The sequence below is a fragment of the Amycolatopsis sp. PS_44_ISF1 genome (assembly GCF_032335455.1).
Classification (GTDB): domain Bacteria; phylum Actinomycetota; class Actinomycetes; order Mycobacteriales; family Pseudonocardiaceae; genus Amycolatopsis.
Genome location: NZ_JANUXO010000001.1, coordinates 3,322,932 through 3,339,002 on the forward strand (window position 1 = coordinate 3,322,932; position 16,071 = coordinate 3,339,002).

Annotated in this window: 16 protein-coding genes and 1 pseudogene; 11 read left to right on the forward strand and 6 right to left on the reverse strand. The window is 73.4% G+C overall.

Annotated elements, in window-relative coordinates; translation table 11 throughout:
• Positions 1-19: 19 nt before the first annotated feature.
• On the forward strand, positions 20-1,666 hold the full coding sequence (locus NYF13_RS14830) for an acyl-CoA synthetase (protein ID WP_315657028.1): 1,647 nt from the start codon (positions 20-22) through the stop codon (positions 1,664-1,666).
• Between the two features lie 3 nt (positions 1,667-1,669).
• On the opposite strand, the gene NYF13_RS14835 is transcribed toward NYF13_RS14830, so the two are convergent.
• Positions 1,670-2,602: a hypothetical protein gene (locus NYF13_RS14835; protein WP_315657030.1), complete on the reverse strand. Its 933-nt coding sequence runs from the start codon at positions 2,600-2,602 to the stop codon at positions 1,670-1,672.
• Positions 2,603-2,930: 328 nt separating this feature from the next.
• Here NYF13_RS14835 and NYF13_RS14840 point away from each other — a divergent pair, with 328 nt between their 5' ends.
• From NYF13_RS14840 to NYF13_RS14855, 4 genes are read left to right on the forward strand one after another with little or no spacing between them, the layout of a single operon-like run.
• Complete coding sequence (locus tag NYF13_RS14840) at positions 2,931-3,683, forward strand: SDR family oxidoreductase (protein ID WP_315657032.1); 753 nt, start codon at positions 2,931-2,933, stop codon at positions 3,681-3,683.
• Entirely contained in the window at positions 3,680-4,747 is a 1,068-nt protein-coding gene (locus NYF13_RS14845) for a phosphotransferase family protein (RefSeq protein ID WP_315657033.1), read from the forward strand. Before NYF13_RS14840 ends, NYF13_RS14845 begins: the two co-directional genes overlap by 4 nt.
• A 2-nt stretch (positions 4,748-4,749) precedes the next feature.
• On the forward strand, positions 4,750-5,406 hold the full coding sequence (locus NYF13_RS14850) for a histidine phosphatase family protein (RefSeq protein WP_315657035.1): 657 nt from the start codon (positions 4,750-4,752) through the stop codon (positions 5,404-5,406).
• A 9-nt stretch (positions 5,407-5,415) separates the two neighbouring features.
• Positions 5,416-6,336 carry an SMP-30/gluconolactonase/LRE family protein gene (locus NYF13_RS14855; RefSeq protein ID WP_315657037.1) on the forward strand — a complete coding sequence of 307 codons (921 nt, stop codon included), beginning with the start codon at positions 5,416-5,418 and terminating at the stop codon, positions 6,334-6,336.
• A gap of 192 nt (positions 6,337-6,528) precedes the next feature.
• On the opposite strand, the gene NYF13_RS14860 is transcribed toward NYF13_RS14855, so the two are convergent.
• Both NYF13_RS14860 and NYF13_RS14865 read right to left on the reverse strand, forming a co-directional pair.
• Complete coding sequence (locus NYF13_RS14860) at positions 6,529-7,356, reverse strand: enoyl-CoA hydratase family protein (protein ID WP_315657038.1); 828 nt, start codon at positions 7,354-7,356, stop codon at positions 6,529-6,531.
• On the reverse strand, positions 7,353-8,063 hold the full coding sequence (locus NYF13_RS14865) for an SDR family oxidoreductase (protein ID WP_315657039.1): 711 nt from the start codon (positions 8,061-8,063) through the stop codon (positions 7,353-7,355). The genes NYF13_RS14860 and NYF13_RS14865 overlap by 4 nt, the downstream gene beginning before the upstream one ends.
• A gap of 47 nt (positions 8,064-8,110) precedes the next feature.
• Between NYF13_RS14865 and NYF13_RS14870 the strand changes: the two genes are divergently transcribed.
• From NYF13_RS14870 to NYF13_RS14890, 5 genes are all read left to right on the forward strand, one after another.
• Positions 8,111-8,926 carry a PaaX family transcriptional regulator C-terminal domain-containing protein gene (locus tag NYF13_RS14870; protein WP_315657041.1) on the forward strand — a complete coding sequence of 272 codons (816 nt, stop codon included), beginning with the start codon at positions 8,111-8,113 and terminating at the stop codon, positions 8,924-8,926.
• Positions 8,927-8,934: 8 nt separating this feature from the next.
• Entirely contained in the window at positions 8,935-9,726 is a 792-nt protein-coding gene (locus NYF13_RS14875) for a tryptophan 2,3-dioxygenase family protein (protein ID WP_315657042.1), read from the forward strand.
• Positions 9,723-10,916 carry a kynureninase gene (locus tag NYF13_RS14880; RefSeq protein WP_315657043.1) on the forward strand — a complete coding sequence of 398 codons (1,194 nt, stop codon included), beginning with the start codon at positions 9,723-9,725 and terminating at the stop codon, positions 10,914-10,916. Before NYF13_RS14875 ends, NYF13_RS14880 begins: the two co-directional genes overlap by 4 nt.
• A 158-nt stretch (positions 10,917-11,074) precedes the next feature.
• Positions 11,075-12,148 carry a Glu/Leu/Phe/Val dehydrogenase dimerization domain-containing protein gene (locus tag NYF13_RS14885; RefSeq protein WP_315657044.1) on the forward strand — a complete coding sequence of 358 codons (1,074 nt, stop codon included), beginning with the start codon at positions 11,075-11,077 and terminating at the stop codon, positions 12,146-12,148.
• Positions 12,145-12,963 carry a serine hydrolase gene (locus NYF13_RS14890; RefSeq protein ID WP_315657045.1) on the forward strand — a complete coding sequence of 273 codons (819 nt, stop codon included), beginning with the start codon at positions 12,145-12,147 and terminating at the stop codon, positions 12,961-12,963. The genes NYF13_RS14885 and NYF13_RS14890 overlap by 4 nt, the downstream gene beginning before the upstream one ends.
• A gap of 235 nt (positions 12,964-13,198) precedes the next feature.
• Here NYF13_RS14890 and NYF13_RS14895 read toward each other — a convergent pair whose 3' ends face one another.
• On the reverse strand, positions 13,199-14,164 hold the full coding sequence (locus NYF13_RS14895; RefSeq protein WP_315657046.1) for a LysR substrate-binding domain-containing protein: 966 nt from the start codon (positions 14,162-14,164) through the stop codon (positions 13,199-13,201).
• 200 nt (positions 14,165-14,364) lie between these two features.
• Between NYF13_RS14895 and NYF13_RS14900 the strand changes: the two are divergent.
• Positions 14,365-15,012, forward strand: a pseudogene (locus NYF13_RS14900) (MBL fold metallo-hydrolase); the annotation flags it as partial.
• Positions 15,013-15,277: 265 nt separating this feature from the next.
• On the opposite strand, the gene NYF13_RS14905 reads toward NYF13_RS14900, so the two are convergent.
• Both NYF13_RS14905 and NYF13_RS14910 read right to left on the reverse strand, forming a co-directional pair.
• Entirely contained in the window at positions 15,278-15,463 is a 186-nt protein-coding gene (locus NYF13_RS14905) for a DUF5302 domain-containing protein (RefSeq protein ID WP_315657048.1), read from the reverse strand.
• An 81-nt stretch (positions 15,464-15,544) separates the two neighbouring features.
• Positions 15,545-15,982, reverse strand: a complete 438-nt coding sequence (locus tag NYF13_RS14910) for a hypothetical protein (RefSeq protein ID WP_315657049.1) — start codon at positions 15,980-15,982, stop codon at positions 15,545-15,547.
• Positions 15,983-16,071 lie beyond the last annotated feature (89 nt).

A 16,071-nucleotide genomic window follows, 5' to 3' on the forward strand; every position in this document is an offset into this window, starting at 1 on the left:
CAGCAACGGAGGTGCCCGGATGAGATACCCGGCCGGTGTGTTCGAGCTCGCCAGCCTGGTCACGGACAAGGTGGCGGAGACCGTGCGCAGCGTCGAGGTGATGCGCCGCGCCGGACTGGTGCCGTTCCCCCGCCTCGACGAGGGGCTGCGCTCGCTCGTGGCCATCCGCAGGTACGGCCCGTTCGCCGGGGCCACCCACATCGCCGCCCGGCGCGACCCCACCGCGGTCGGGATCGTCGACGAGGTCGGCCCGCTCACCTACAAGCAGCTCGACGACCGGTCGAACGCGCTGGCCCGGGCCTGGTCGGAGCGCGGCCTCGGGCCGGGCTCGGTGATCGCCGCGCTGTGCCGCGACCACCGCGGGCTGGTGGTGACCATGGCCGCGTCCGGCAAGCTCGGCGCGCGCCTGCTGCTGATGAACACCGGGTTCGCGAAACCGCAGCTGGCCGACGTGGCCGAGCGCGAGGGCGTCACCGCGCTCGTCCACGACCAGGAGTTCACCGGGCTGCTGGACGCCATCTCCCCGTCGGTCGAGCGGTACCTGGCCTGGGTCGACCCGGACGGGGACCACGCCGGGCGGGACCTCCCGGTGCTCGACGAGATCATCGCCAGCACCGACGACCGGCCGGTGCCGCCACCGGCCAAGCCCGGTGGCTTCGTGCTGCTCACCAGCGGGACCACCGGGACGCCCAAGGGTGCGCCGCGGCCGCACACCTCGGCGCTGGCCTCCGCCCAGTTCCTGGACCGCATCCCGCTGCGCACCGGCGAAGCGACGTACATGGGTGCGCCGCTGTTCCACGGCACCGGGCTTTCGCAGTTCATCCTGTCCTTCGCGCTCGGCTGCACGGTGGTGATGCGGCGGAAGTTCAGCCCGGAGGAGACGCTCAAGGGCGTCGCCGAGCACCGCTGCACCGCGCTGGTGCTGGTGCCGACGATGCTTCAGCGGATCGTCGACCTGCCGGCCGAGACCCGCGCCCGGTACGACACGTCGTGCCTGCGGATCGTCTTCGTCGCCGGCTCCGCGCTGTCGCCGGATCTCGGCAACCGCGCGAACGAGGCGTTCGGCCCCGTGGTGCACAACCTGTACGGCTCCACCGAGGTCGCGGTCGCCACCGTCGCGACGCCGGAGGACTGGCAGCGCGCGCCCGGTACCGTCGGCCGCGCGCCGGTGGGCTGCCGTGTCGCGCTGTACGACCAGGACGGCCGGAAGGTCACCGAGCCGCACGTGACGGCGCGCGTGTTCGTCGGGAGCGGCCTGAGCTTCGGCGGCTACACCGACGGCCGGCACAAGGAGATCATCGACGGCCTGCTCTCCAGCGGTGACGTCGGCCACTTCGACGACGACGGCCTGCTCTTCATCGACGGCCGCGACGACGAGATGATCGTCTCCGGCGGTGAGAACGTGTTCCCGGTCGAGGTGGAGAACCTGCTGGTCGAACGCGAGGACGTGCTGGAGGCGGCCGTGATCGGGGTCGAAGACCCGGAGTTCGGCCAGCGGCTCAAGGCGTTCGTGGTGCGGGCGGAGGGATCGGACCTCGACCTCGAAGGCGTGCGGGAGTACGTGAAGGCCAACCTGGCCCGGTACAAGGTCCCGCGGGAGGTCGAGTTCCTGGACGAGCTGCCGCGCAACGCCACCGGCAAGGTGCTCCGTTCGAAGCTCGGCTGAGCGCTACTCCCACTCGATGCCGTAGATCCCCGGCCCGAAGTCCAGCGCGACCGCGTGGACGCCGTTCCCGCCGTCGAGCTCGAGACGGCGGCGGGACGGCGGGCCGTCGTTCGGCCGGCCGTACTGCCAGCAGCGCGTGGGCACCGCTTCGGGCGCGAAGCGGACCTCCAGCAGGTACTCGCGCACCGGCCGCCGGAACTCGCGGTAGTGCGTGTTCCGGCACTCCGGGTACGGCGGGCCCGCGTTGGTCAGCGAGTACTCGATCAGCTGGGTGTCACCGCGGTCCACGGTGCGCTCGAACAGCAGCTCGGCGACCAGCACGCCCTGGGTTTCGTCCACTTCGGCGCGCCCGACGCGGCAGTTGCGGACCGCATGCAGCTCGGGCACCGCGGCCGCGTCCCCCTGGGTGTAGACCAGCAGCCAGCGGTCCTGGCCGTCCGCCCCCGCCTGGAACACCGCCCGTGCGGTGACCGAGCGCTGGCCGCCGTCCTCGGCGATCTCGCACAGGTCGTGCAGGCCGACGAGCTTGAGCTGGTTCTGGCGGTTCAGCGCGTTCGGCGCGCCGACGCGGTCGAGCAGCGGCTGGAGCGTTTCGCGGTCGAAGGTGAGCGGCTCCTCGCCGGCGCGGTCCCGCCGGGCGCCGCCTCGTGGCCGGGGCGGCGGCAGCAGGCCGAGCAACGAGCCCGCGGGCACGCCGAGGATCTCCTCCAGCACGCGCACCGCCGAGAGCGAGCCGGGCCGCTCGGGCCGGCGTTTGCCGGACTGCCAGTAGCTCAGCGCGGTGACGCTCACCGCCGTGCCCCGGGCGCGCAGCCGCGCCTGGATCCGGTCGAGGGAGAGCCCGCTGGTGGCGATGGCGGCCCGCAGCGCGCTCGCGAACGCCGTCCGGTCCGGCGCCGCGCCCGGTCCGGCGCCGTTCGCCGCTCCACCCGCCATCGCTCTGCCCGACCGTTCCCGCCGCTGGTCCGTTCACCTGGAGTGTCCAACCCGACACTCAGACGTTAGCAGGGTCCCGCCCAGCTCAGGACCGGGTCACTGCAGCGTTCGGCCTAGTACTGGCAACTGGCAACCATTGCCCTGACCTGCGCGGTCGCGTTTGGATGGTGGTCGAGCCCCGCGCCCGCCCCGGCGCGTCGGCACCTCCCCCGGCCTCCGGCAGCCGGACCGCGCCCCGTGCCTGCCGATGGCCGTACCTGGTACCGGTGGCCCGGCGATGCCCCGCGCCGGGCCACCGGCGGGGTTACCAGCCGGTAAGGTCTGATCCATGGTCCTGCGGAAGAACATCCTGATCACCGGTGCCAGCTCCGAACTCGGCGAGGGCATGGCCCGCCAGTTCGCCGCGCGGGGCCGGGACCTCGCGCTCTGCGCCCGGCGCACCGACCGGCTCGACGCGCTGGCGGCCGAGCTCAAGGCGGCCTACCCGGGCATCAGGGTGGTGACCCACGGCCTCGACGTGACCGACCACGACCGCGTGTTCAGCGTGTTCGACCGGTTCCGGGCCGACCTCGGCTCGCTCGACCGCGTGATCGTCAACGCCGGGCTCGGCAAGGGCCGGCCGGTGGGCACCGGCCGGTTCGACGCCAACCGGCAGACGCTGGAGACCAACTTCGTCGCCGCGGCGGCCCAGGTCGAGGCCGCCGTCGGCATCTTCCGCGAGCAGGGCGACGGCCACCTCGCGGTGATCTCCTCGTTCGCCGCGGTCCGCGGGCTGCCCGGCAGCGTCACCGCGTACGCGGCGGCGAAAGCGGGCATTTCGGCGCTGGCCGAGGGCACGCGGCTGGAACTGCGGGGCAAGGGCATTGCCGTGACCGACGTGCGGCCGGGGTACATCCAGTCCGAGATGTACGACCGGCTCGAGGGCCGGCGGCTGGCCACCGGGGCGGAGGCCGGTGCCCGCGCGCTGGCGAAGGCGATCGAGGCCGAGCCGAAGGTGGCGTACGTGCCGCCGTGGCCGTGGCGGGCGCTGACCCTGGCCCTGCGGGTGGCACCGGCAAGCGTGCTGAGGAGGTTCGCATGAGCGCCGGCGGACCGGTCGAGGTCCGGGCCGAAGACGGGTTCGACGCGGCGGCCGTGCATTCCTGGCTGTCCGGGCGGGTGCCGGGGCTGGGCGGGCGGCCGCCGGCGGTCCGGCAGTTCCCGGGCGGTGCGTCCAATCTGACCTACCTGCTCTCCTACCCCGGCCGCGAGCTGATCCTGCGGCGCCCGCCCGCCGGGCCCAAGGCCGCTTCGGCGCACGACATGCGGCGCGAATACCGCGTGCAGCGCGCGGTGAAGCCGGTGTTCCCGTACGTGCCGGAGATGCTGGCGTTCGGCCGCGGGGACGAGGACAGCCCGCTCGGCGAGGACTTCTACGTGATGGAACGGCTGGACGGACTGATCCTGCGCGGCGACCTGCCCGCCGGCCTCGAGCTGACGCCGGGGCAGGCGCGCGAGCTGTCCGGCCGGGTGGTCGACCGGCTGGTGCGGCTGCACGCGGTGGACGTCGACGCGGCGGGGCTGGGCGATCTCGGCCGGGGCGCGGGTTACGTCGAGCGGCAGGTCCGCGGCTGGGCCGGACGGCTGGAGAAGGCGCGCACGGACAACGTCGGGGACTTCGCCGACGTGATCCGCTGGCTGGAGGACCACCGGCCCGGCGAGACCCGGATCTGCCTGATCCACAACGACTACCGCCTCGACAACCTGGTCCTCGACCCCGCCTCGCTGGACATCACCGGCGTGCTCGACTGGGAGATGGCGACCCTCGGCGACCCGCTGATGGAGCTCGGCAGCACGCTGTCCTACTGGGTCCAGGCCGATGACGACGACGTGATGAAGGCCAGCCGCCGCCAGCCGACGCACGTGCCGGGCATGTACACCCGCGAGGAGTTCGTCGCCCACTACGCCGAGGCGACCGGGACCGAGATCGGCGACTGGCGGTTCTACGAGGTGTACGGGCTGTTCCGGCTCGGCGTGGTGATCCAGCAGATCTACCGGCGCTACCACGACGGCCGGACGCACAACCCGGCGTTCAAGGACTTCTGGCGGTTCGTCCGCTACCTCGAACAGCGTTGCCGCGAGGTCATCGCGAAGGGCCGGGGCTGAAAGTGGGCGCCATCTACCTCGTCCGCCACGGCCAGGCCTCGTTCGGCGCCGAGGACTACGACGCGTTGTCCGGGCTGGGATTCGAGCAGTCCACTGTGGTCGGTGCCGAGCTGGCGCGCCGCGGGCTGCGGTTCCGCCAGGCCCGCTCCGGCTCGCTCGCCCGGCAGCGGGACACCGCGGCCACCGCGCTCGGTGCGCTCGGTGCCGGCCCGCCGGTGGTGGAGGACCCGCGCTGGAACGAGTACGACCACGTCGACATCGCCCGCCACCACGCCGGCGGGGCCGCGCAGGAGGACTCCCGCGCGTACCAGAGCGTGCTCGACGCCGCGCTGGCCGCGTGGGTCGCGGCGGGTGCGGACGGGCCGTGCGCCGAGACCTGGCCCGCGTTCCTCGCCCGCTGCACGGACGCGCTCGCCGAGCTCGTGGCGTCGCTCGGGAAGGGGGAGCACGCGGTGGTGTTCACCTCCGGCGGGGTGATCGGCGCGGTCTGCGGGGCGCTGCTGGGCACGCCGGAGACCGGACTGCTGAAGCTGAACCGCGTGACGGTCAACGGCGGGCTGACCAAGCTCGCCTCCGGCCGCGGCGGCGTGCACCTGCTGACCTTCAACGAGCATTCGCACTTCGAGGCGGGCGCCGCCGGTCTGCTCACCTACCGTTAGGAGACGACGATGCACTTCGGCCCGGTCACGGTCGTGCCGGTCAACGGGTACGCGCCCGAGGACGTGGTGGTCGACGGGCGGGGCCGGGTGTACACCGGCGTGGACGACGGCCGGATCCTGCGGCTGTCCCCGGACGGCGACCGGATCGACGTGCTCGGCGACACCGGCGGCCGGCCGCTCGGGCTGGAGCTCTACGGCGAAGACGAGCTGCTGATCTGCGACGCCCGCGCCGGCCTGCTCACCATGCCGCTGGCCGGCGGCCCCGTGACCACACTCGCGACCGCCGGCGCCGGGCTCGATTTCGTGTTCTGCAACAACGCGGCCGTCGCGCCGGACGGCACGGTGTACTTCACCGACTCCTCGCGCCGGTTCGGCATCGACCGCTGGCGCGACGACCTGATCGAGCGGACCGCGGGCGGGCGGCTCCTGCGCCGCACCCCGGACGGCGCGATCGACCTGCTCGCCGACGGTCTCCAGTTCGCCAACGGCGTGGCCCTGCCCCCGGACGGGTCGTTCGTGGCCGTGGCCGAGACCGGCGCCTGCCGTGTCACGCGGATCTGGCTGCACGGCCCGCGCGCCGGGCAGCGTGACCGGCTGGTGGACGAGCTGCCCGGGCACCCGGACAACATCGCCACCGGGAGCGACGGGCTGATCTGGATCACGCAGGCCAGCCCGCGGGTGCCCGCCCTGGCCGTGGCCCAGCGCCTGCCCGCGGCGCTGAGGTCGGCGGTGCGGCGGCTGCCGGTCGCGCTGCAGCCCGCGCCGAAACGCGAGGTAGGCGTGCTCGCGGTCACTCCGGACGGGAAGGTGGAGCGGGAACTGCGGGGGGAGATCCCGGATTTCCACCTGCTGGTGGGCGTCCGCGAGCACGCGGGCCGGGTCTACTTCGGCAGCCTGGGCGAATCGGCGATCGCCTACACCGACCTGTGACGGCCGGCGGCGCTCGCCGTTCGAGGCACCCGAATCGCCGGTGACCACTTCGCGGCCGGGACCGGGGTGGTCTGGCGGATTCCGCCGGAACGGCACGGTTCGGGGAGGGCGGTCGGCGATCGGTTCCCGGACTGCCGTGGCCCACCAGGTGCGATCCCGCCCGCTGCTCGTCTGCGCTCGGCCGGGCCGGCGCTAACGACCCGTCCACTGTGGACTGCGACCGGCCGTCCACGCGGCGTAGAACTCCTGGTGGTCCTCGGCCGTCATCAGCAGCGCCTGGGTGATCGCCTCCAGCTCGATCGCCCCGCCCAGGTCGGTGTCGAGTTCGCGGGTCAGCAGGACCTTGGTGGTGGAGTGGGCCAGCGCCGGTCCATCGGCCAGCCGGCGCGCCAGCGCCTGGGCCTCCGCCGGCAGCTCCTCGTCCTCGACGACTTGGGTGACCAGGCCGATCGTCTCGGCGCGGGCGGCCTCGATCCGGTCGCCCAGCATCAGCAGTTCCGTGGCGCGGCCGAGGCCGATCAGACGCGGCAGCAGGTAGGCCGCGCCCATGTCCGCACCGGCCAGGCCGACCTTGGTGAACAGGAAGGCGAACTTCGCCGAGCGGGCCAGCAGCCGGAAATCGCTGGCCAGCGCGATCACCGAGCCCGCGCCCGCGGCGATGCCGTTGACGGCGGCGATCACCGGGATCGGCGTCTCGCGCAGCGCCTTGACCACGGCCCCGGTCATGCGGGTGAACTCCAGCAGTTCGGCCGTCTTCATCTTCTGCAGCTCGCCGATGATCTCCTCGACGTCGCCGCCCGAGCAGAAGCCGCGTCCGCGCCCGGTGATCACCAGCACCCGCACGTCACCGCGGTGCGGCAGCTCCAGCACGAGGTCGCGCAGGTCCGCGTAGACGTCGAAGGTGAGCGCGTTCAGCTTGTCCGGCCGGTCGAAGGTCAGCGTCGCCACGCCGTCCTCCACCGCGAAACCGAAGTGCTCCCACGAGTCCGTGAGCGGGGGCGTGGCGCGGAACGGGCTCATCTCTGGATTCCTCCACCGTCGAGTACGAGGGTCTGTCCGTTGATCGCGGCGGCCTGGTCCGCGGCCAGGAAGGCCACCGCGAACGCGACCTCCCGCGGTTCGAGCAGGCGCCCGAGCGGCGAAGCGGCGGCGAGCGCGGCCTCGGCCGCCGCCTCGTCCCGCCCGGTGCGCTCGCGGATGCGCGCCACCGAATCCGCCGTCATACCGGTGCGCACGAACGCCGGGCACACCGCGTTCGCGGTCACGCCGGTGCCCGCGACCTCCGCCGACACCGCGCGCATCAGCCCGACCGCCGCGTGCTTGGACGCGGTGTACCCGCAGGTGTAGCGGACGCCCGCGTGGCCCGCGGTCGACGCCACCGTGACGATCCGGCCACGGTCGCGCTCGCGCATGCCCGGCAGCACCTCGCGGGTGCACAGGAAGGCGCCGGTGGCGTTGACCGAGAGCTGGCTCCACCAATCGTCCACAGTGGTCTTCGCGATGGGCGCGCTCGACGCGATGCCCGCGTTGTTCACCAGCACGTCGACCGGGCCCACCCGGGCGAAGTAGGCGCGCACGGCCGCTTCGTCGGTCACGTCGCATTCGGCGCGGCCCGGGGCGAGCACCGTGTCGCCGGCTTCGGCGAAGTGCGCGGCGACGGCGGCGCCGATGCCCCGCGTGCCGCCGGTGACGACCACCAACCGGCCCGGGTTCGCGTAGGAGGTCACATCGGGAAAGCTACACCGCAGCGGGATGGGGTGTATAGAGTCGTGGCGTGCCCGAACCGAACGCCGCCGGCCCGCAGGAGCTGGTGATCACCCTGCTCGGCAGCTACGTTTCGCCGCGCGAGAGCCGGCGCGTCTGGTCCGGCGGGCTCGTCACCCTGCTCACCGAGCTGGGCTTCTCCGACGGCGCCGCCCGGATCGCGCTGACCCGGCTGGTGCACCGGGGCCTGCTGGCCCGCCACCGGGACGGGCGCCTCGTGCACTACTCGCTCACCCCGCGCACCGTCGCGCTGCTCGCCGACGGCGACCGGCGGATCTTCGGCCTCGGCCGCGGCGACCGCCCGGCCGGCACCTGGACCGTGCTGTGGCCGGCCGTGCCGGAGAGCCGGCGGCCGGCCCGGGAGCGGCTCGTGCGGCGGCTGCGGTTCCTCGGCTTCGGCCCGGTGCAGGACGGCACCTGGATCGCGCCCCACGACCGCGAGGCCGAAGTGCTCGCGCTGCTGGCCGAGCTGGACGTGACCGAGCACGCCGGGCTGATGCTCGGCTCCCCGTCCGCGGCCCTCGACCTGCGCCGGTTCGCCGGGCGCGCCTGGGACCTGGATGAGCTTTCCGCGCGCTACGACGCTTTCGTCACCGATTTCGGCGCCCTCGCCGTCCGGGGTCTCGGCGACGCCGAAGCGTTTTCCGCGCGGACCCGGCTGGTGCACACCTTCCGCGTGTTCCCCTCGCTGGACCCCGAGCTGCCGGGCGAGCTGATCCCCGCCCCCGGACGGCGCGCGGCCGCCATCGAGCTGTTCCACGACCTGTACGCGGCGCTGGCCCCCGCGGCCCAGCGCCACTTCGACCAAGCCCTGACCCCGAGGTGAGGAACCCCATGACCGGAACCACCGACACCCAGGCCGCGCTGAGCTACACCTCCTACCTGGCGCTCGGCGAGCTGCTCGAAGCGCAGCGCCCGCGCTCGGACGAGCACGACGAACTGCTGTTCATCGTGATCCACCAGGTGTACGAGCTGTGGTTCAAGCAGCTCCTGCACGAGGCCGAGTTCCTGCAGGAGAGCCTGGCGGCCGGCCGGACCGCGCACTCGATCCGCACCCTGCGCCGCATCCTGACCGTGCTGAAGGTGGTGGTCGCGCAGATCGACGTGCTGGAGACCATGACCCCCAGCCAGTTCACCAGCTTCCGCGCCCGGCTCGACGCGTCCAGCGGCTTCCAGTCCGCGCAGTTCCGTGAGCTGGAGGCGGTGCTCGGCCGGCGCGACGAGCGGGTCTTCGCGCACTACCCCGAAGGCGGCGAACAGCGCGAGCGGATCGCCGCCGCCATGGCGCGGCCGTCCGTCTTCGATTCGTTCCTCAAGTATTTGTCGGTCCGTGGTTATGCCGTCAGCTGTGATCGAGACGTCACTCGCCCGGTGGAACCCTCTTCCGAACTCCAGGCGGTACTGCTGAAGGTCTACCAGGACGACGGTGGCCCCTCGGTGGTCGCGGAGTGCCTTGTCGACCTCGACGAAGGGATGCAGGAGTGGCGGTACCGGCACGTGAAGATGGTCGAACGGACCATCGGCGACAAGACCGGGACGGGCGGGTCGTCCGGCGCGACCTATCTGCGCACCACCCTCTTCCAGCCGATGTTCCCCGACCTTTGGGCAGTACGGAGCCAGTTGTGACCTCGCTAGAAGCCTTGCGCACCACCCCCAACGCGCTCGCGCCGCACTATTCGCGCTTCGCCGTGGCCGACCGGCTGCTGCTGTCCGCGCATTCGCACCAGGCCTGGCCCGACGTGGCCGAGGAAGGGCTGCTGGAGGCGTTCGCCGACGCGGCCCGCGACGTCGACGAGAAGTGGGACCGCGCGTTCGCCAAGGCCGACGAGCTGCGGGCCGGGTTCCGCGCGCTGCTCGCCGACCCGCACGGCGAGTACGCGCTCGGCGCGAGCACCCACGAGCTCGTCCTCCGGTTCCTGTCGGCGGTCGAGCTGCCGAAACGCCCGCGCCTGGTGACCACCGGTGGCGAGTTCCACACCCTGCGACGCCAGCTCGCGCGGCTCGAAGAGGAGGGCGTGGAGGTCGTGCGCGTCCCCGTCGAACCGGTTCCGACGCTGGCCGAGCGGGTCGCGGCGGAGGTCGACGACCGCACCGCCGCGGTGTTCGTCTCGGCCGTGTTGTTCGAGACCGGCCGGCTGGTCCCCGGGCTCGCGCACCTGGCCGACGCCTGCCTCGGCGGCTCGGTGGAGCTGGTCGTGGACGCCTACCACGCGCTCGGCGTGGTCCCGTTCTCGCTGCACGACCTGGGCCTGACCAACGCCTGGGTGCTCGGCGGCGGCTACAAGTACCTCCAGCTCGGCGAGGGCAACTGCTTCCTGCGGCTGCCCGCGCACGCGCAGGAGCTGCGCCCGGTGGTGACCGGCTGGTACGCGGAGTTCGGCGAGCTGGCCGAGGCCCGCCGTCCCGGCGAGGTCGTTTACGCCACCGGGGGGACCCGGTTCGCGGGCGCCACCTACGACCCGTCCAGCCACTACCGCGGCGTGCGGGTGCAGCGGTTCTTCGCCGAGCAGGGGCTGACCCCGGAGTTCCTGCGCGAGGTCTCCCGGCACCAGGTCGGGCTGCTCGCCCAGTGCTTCGACGAGCTCGGCCTGCCCGACGAGGTGGTCAGCCGCGACCGCGAGACGCCACTGGACCGGGTCGGCGGGTTCCTCTCGCTGCGCAGCCCGGAGGCCGGACGGCTGCGGGCGGCGCTGGCCGATGAGGGCGTCCGCACCGACAGCCGGGGCCACCACCTGCGGTTCGGCCCGGCGCCGTACCTTTCGGACACCCAGCTGGAGACGGCCATGGGCACCCTCGGCAAGGTCGTTTCGCGGTAACCACCGACGACCTCCGGTGGTCTCCCCGCGCGCGGGGATCTACGTTGGCGGTGTGCGCGGTGCCCGGGCGGACGACCTTCGCCCGGGCACGGCGGGCAAGCCATCCCACACAGCGCGCGGCCACGAACCGCGCGCGGGTCGACAAAGGAGTCACCACCGTGACCGAAGGCGTTTTCGGCCGGCACAGCGGCCATGAACAGGTCGTGTACTGCCACGACGAGGCCAGTGGCCTGAAGGCCATCATCGGCATCTACTCCACCGCGCTGGGCCCCGCGCTCGGCGGCACCCGGTTCCACCCCTACCCCTCCGAGGACGCGGCGCTCGACGACGTGCTCGCGCTGTCCAAGGGCATGGCGTACAAGAACGCGCTGGCCGGCCTCGACCTCGGCGGCGGCAAGGCGGTGATCCTCGGTGATCCGGCCACGATCAAGTCCGAAGCACTGCTGCGCGCGTACGGCCGCTTCGTGCAATCGCTCGGTGGCCGCTACATCACGGCCTGCGACGTGGGCACCTACGTGCAGGACATGGACCACGTGGCCCGCGAGACGAAGTTCGTCACCGGCCGTTCGCCGGAGGACGGCGGCGCGGGCGACTCGTCCGTGCTCACCGCGTACGGCGTCTACCAGGGCATGCGGGCTTCGGCCGACCACACCTGGGGCAGGCCGGAGCTGGCCGGGCGCCGGGTCGGCGTGGCCGGGGTGGGCAAGGTCGGGCACATCCTGGTCGGCCACCTGGTGGAGGCGGGGGCGCAGGTGGTGATCACCGACGTTTCGGCCCCGGCGCTGGAGCGCACGCGCGCGGCGTACCCCGGGATCGAGGTCGTGTCCGATGTGGACACCCTGATCCGGACCGAGCTGGACGTGTTCGCGCCGTGCGCGCTGGGCGGGGTGCTGACCGACGAGACCGTCGCGGCGCTGCGGGCCAGGATCGTCTGCGGCGCGGCGAACAACCAGCAGGCCCACCCGGGCGTGGACAAGCTGCTGGACGACCGCGGCATCCTGTTCGCGCCGGACTACCTGGTCAACGCCGGGGGCGTGATCCAGGTGGACGACGAACGGCACGGCTTCGACTTCGCCCGCGCACAGCGCAAGACCACGGCCATCTTCGACACCACGAAGGCGGTGTACGCGCTGGCGAAGGCCGATGGAGTTCCGCCCGCGGCGGCCGCGGACCGGCTCGCCGAGCGCCGGATGGCCGACGTCGGCCGGCTGCGGTCCATCCTGACCGTGTGACTCCCGAACAGATCCTGACCGCGGCGGGCGTGCGGGGCTTCCTGCACGTCCGCCGCGTCGACGGCCACGGTACGGACGCGGGCTCCGGGATCGACGAGCCGGTGGTGCTGTCGTCGGTCGTGAAAGTGCTGCTGGTGCTGGAATTCGCGCGGCAGGCCGCCGCCGGGCAGCTCGACCCGCGTGATCGCGTCCGGGCGCGGGCGGCGGACCGGCTGGGCGGTGCGGGCTCGGCCGGCTTCGCCGACGACGTCGAGTACAGCCTGCGTGACGCGGCCCGGCTGGCCCTCTCGGTCTCCGACAACACCGCGGCCGACCTGCTCTTCGACCGCGTCGGGGTGGAGAACGTCCGCTCGCTGGCCACCGAGCTGGGCCTGGTGCGGACCCGGATCTTCGGTGCCCCGCGCGAGGTCCTGGGCACCATCCTCGACGACGGTGCGGCCGGGCGGCCGCTGCGCGCGCTCGACCCCGCGCACACCTCGGCGAGCACCCCGCGCGAGATGACCGAGCTGCTTTCGCTGATCTGGCGGGACGAGGCCGGTCCGCCGGCGGCCTGCGCACGGGTCCGCGATCTGATGGGCCGCCAGGTGAACTGGTACCGGCTCACCGCGGGATTTCCGGCCGAGGTCGCCGTCGCGGGCAAGACCGGCACGATGCCGGGGCTGCGCAACGAAATCGGCGTCGCGTCCTATCCGGACGGCACGGACTACGCGATCGCGGTCTTCACCCGCGGCGGCTCGGAAAACCTGCGCGAACCGGCGATCGACCGCGCGATCGGGGAAGCCGCGCGGGCGGCCGTGGAGCAATTGCGCGCGTGAGGCACCAGCTCGGCCGCTCCTCCCGGGACAACCCGGCGAGGGCCGGTATAGCACGATCCGGACGCGTCCGCGGCCGCCCGACGCCCGCCTGGGGCACCCGGATCCCGGCCAGAACCGGAACGAACTGCGGACTGCCGTCGACGAACCGACTACCGGAGACCTCACCCCTGCCGGACGCCGACACGTCCAGCCCGGTCGACTCCACCTCGCTCTACCGGAAACTTCGATACCGGTCCTAGAACCCCGGGCCGCGCTGGTAGAACACGTCCCACGGGCGCGCGGCCTCGGCCGGGGCGGGCAGGACCCGCGACACGCCGTCGTCCTGCAGCACCCGCGCGGCCACCTCCGCGAGCCGCGCGGCCTGTGGATGCGGGCTGGTGACGGGCCAGGCGAAGGACATCCGCGCGTGCAGCACGCCTTCGGCCAGCGGACGCCAGACGACCCGCGGCTCCTTGCGCGCCAGCGTTCCCGGCTCGAACGCGACCCCCTGTCCGGCCAGCACCAGCCCCAGCACGAACTCCGGATTGCGCGCGTGGTGCACGGCCGCGGGCCGGAACCCGTGCTCCCAGCAGGTCCGCAGCACCGCGTCGTACCAGCCGGGCGCGGCCGCGCGCGGGGACAGCACCAGTCCTTCGCCGGCCAGCTCGGCCAGGCTCAGCTCGGCGCGGCGGGCCAGCGGCGAATCGCGGGGCAGCACCACGCCGAGCGGGGTGTCGACGACCGGGCCCAGCCGCAGCCCGACGACGTCCACCGGGTGCTGGAGCAGGCCCGCGTCCAGCTCGTGGCCGGTGAGCAGCCGGGATTGCTCGGCGGTGGTCAGCTCCTGCAGGTCCAGGCGAACGTCGGGGTGCGCCGCGGCGAACGCGGTGACGACGGCCGCGAGCAGGCGGCCCGGCACCTCCGGCGGGATCCCGACCCGCAGCGCGTCGAGCTCGCCGCGCCCGGCCTTGGCCACGAGCGTGGTCATCCGGTCCCAGCGGGCGAGCACGTCGCGGGCCTCGGCGCGCAGGACCTCACCGGCCTCGGTCAGCGTGGTGGGCCGGGGACCGCGGTCGAACAGCCGCGCGCCCAGCTCCGCTTCGAGCCGTTTGATGCGCTGGGAGAGCGGCGGCTGGGCGATACCGAGCCGTTCGGCCGCGCGGCCGAAGTGCCGTTCATCGGCGACGACCAGGAAGTACCGCAACGAACGGAGGTGGTCCACGCTGCGACGATAGCTTTCCGGGTATCGGGAGCGCGAGGGTCCGATCTTGGACACCGCCCGCCCGTCCGTGCTTCGGTGCGGGCATGAACGAACGACTGACCCGGCGCGGCCTCCTCGGCGCGGGTGCGGCGGCGGCCGCCCTGCTGACCGTCCCGGCGGGGGCCGCGTCCGCGGGCACGCCCAAGCCGGGTACCTCGCGGATGACCTTGCGCTGGTGGGGAAACAACGGCTGGGAGATCCGCGTCCCGAGCGGCGACGGGCGGAGCGAAAAGACCGTGCTGATCGACCCGTGGCTCACGCGCTTCAGGACCGGCACCTACACCCCGCAGGGCGCGGACCCGAAGACCCCGCTCTCGGTGGACCGCGCGCTGATCGACCACTACGCCGACCGCGGTGAGCTGCGCGCCGACCACATCCTGGTCACCCACGGGCACTACGACCACCTCACCGACGTGCCCTACCTGGCCGAACGCACCGGCGCCACGGTCTTCGGCACCGAGACCCACCTGAGTCTGATGGCCGCGCTGGGCGCGCCGGAAGACCAGCTCGCCGTGGCCAGCGGGGGAGAGCACTTCGCCTTCGACGGTTACACGGTGCGGATCCTGCGCTCCCTGCACTCGGCCACCGGCGCCCGCGCTCAGGCGCCGTTCCCGGGCTCGCGTCCCCTTTCCCGCCGCGACCGCCCGCGGACGATCGAGGACCTGACCGAAGGCGGCACCCTCGCCTACCTGGTCACCGGCGGTGGCGCGAGCGTGCTGGACCTCGGCGGCTCGAACTACGTCGAGTCCGAGCTGTCCGGCCTGACCCCGGACGTGCTCCTGATGCCCACCGGCGGCGCCGCCGTCGCCGGCTACGCCGAACGCCTGCTGCGCGCCACCGGCTACCCGCGCTGGGTGGCGGCCACGCACTGGGACGACTTCGATCTTCCGCTGACCGATCCGCCGAAGGACGCGGGCGGTTTGGCCACGCTGCGGACGGCGGTGGCGGCGGCCAGTCCGGGCAGCCGGTTCGTGGTGCTCGACCACCTGGGCTCGTTCGTCCCAGTGAGCACCGCGAACACACCGGAGGCCCCCTCGCGCACGAAGGGGCCTCCGGTTGGCGGTGCGGCGGGGGTCAGCCGCTCTTGCGGCGGAAGGTGCGCTTGTTCGCGGCGGGGCCGTGGGCGTGCTGGTTCTTGCCGCCCGCGCTCTCGTGCGCGGCGCCGCTGCGGGCCCCGGACTGCTTGCGCTCGAGCGCTTCGCGGAACTTGCGCTTGACGTCGTCCTCCTCGCCGCTGGGCGACGGGTTCGGTTCACTCATGCTTACCTCCGGCAGTGACGACGTGTGACTGCCTCAGCCTGGCACTCCCACCACGGGTTGGCGAGTCGATTTCGACCCTCGTCACGCCGAGGCGATCCGATCGGCCACGGGCTGCGACCGGCCGGATCGCGGTGCGGGGATGGGCCGCAGGGCAAGCCGCGGCCCGGCCACCCGGCGGCGAGCCGCCCGGACGATCGCCGCGGCCACCACGCCGGCGGCGGCGACGGCCCCGAGCACCAGCGCGACCTGCCCGCTCGCGGCGTCGAACACCAGCCCGCCGGCGCGGCCGAGCACGAAACCGGTGTCCACGGCCCACGCGACCAGCGCGGTGCCCGCCACCGCCGCCGGGGTCGACATCGAGGCGGCGGCGAGCACCACGAGGGCCAGCGCGGCCAGCGCGTACCCCGGATGCCGGGTGGCTCCCGCGAGGTCCGCGACGATGGTGGCGGCGACGACGGCCACGCCGCCGAGCGGGAAGCCGAGACCGCCCGGGAGGCGTCCGTCCGTGCTGGTGCGCATGGGGCCAGTCCAGCGCGCCCGTCCGGGACCGGCCGGGCCGGGGACGTTTTCCCTACGCCCGCCGTCTTCTTCTTGACGCCGCCTTGACT

What these genes read in the sequence shown, in the direction of transcription:
- NYF13_RS14830 (WP_315657028.1), top strand. Translation starts at nt 20, where the DNA reads ATGAGATACCCGGCCGGTGTGTTCGAGCTCGCCAGCCTGGTCACGGAC.
- NYF13_RS14835 (WP_315657030.1), bottom strand. Translation starts at nt 2,602, where the DNA reads ATGGCGGGTGGAGCGGCGAACGGCGCCGGACCGGGCGCGGCGCCGGAC.
- NYF13_RS14840 (WP_315657032.1), top strand. Translation starts at nt 2,931, where the DNA reads ATGGTCCTGCGGAAGAACATCCTGATCACCGGTGCCAGCTCCGAACTC.
- NYF13_RS14845 (WP_315657033.1), top strand. Translation starts at nt 3,680, where the DNA reads ATGAGCGCCGGCGGACCGGTCGAGGTCCGGGCCGAAGACGGGTTCGAC.
- NYF13_RS14855 (WP_315657037.1), top strand. Translation starts at nt 5,416, where the DNA reads ATGCACTTCGGCCCGGTCACGGTCGTGCCGGTCAACGGGTACGCGCCC.
- NYF13_RS14860 (WP_315657038.1), bottom strand. Translation starts at nt 7,356, where the DNA reads ATGAGCCCGTTCCGCGCCACGCCCCCGCTCACGGACTCGTGGGAGCAC.
- NYF13_RS14875 (WP_315657042.1), top strand. Translation starts at nt 8,935, where the DNA reads ATGACCGGAACCACCGACACCCAGGCCGCGCTGAGCTACACCTCCTAC.
- NYF13_RS14905 (WP_315657048.1), bottom strand. Translation starts at nt 15,463, where the DNA reads ATGAGTGAACCGAACCCGTCGCCCAGCGGCGAGGAGGACGACGTCAAG.
- NYF13_RS14910 (WP_315657049.1), bottom strand. Translation starts at nt 15,982, where the DNA reads ATGCGCACCAGCACGGACGGACGCCTCCCGGGCGGTCTCGGCTTCCCG.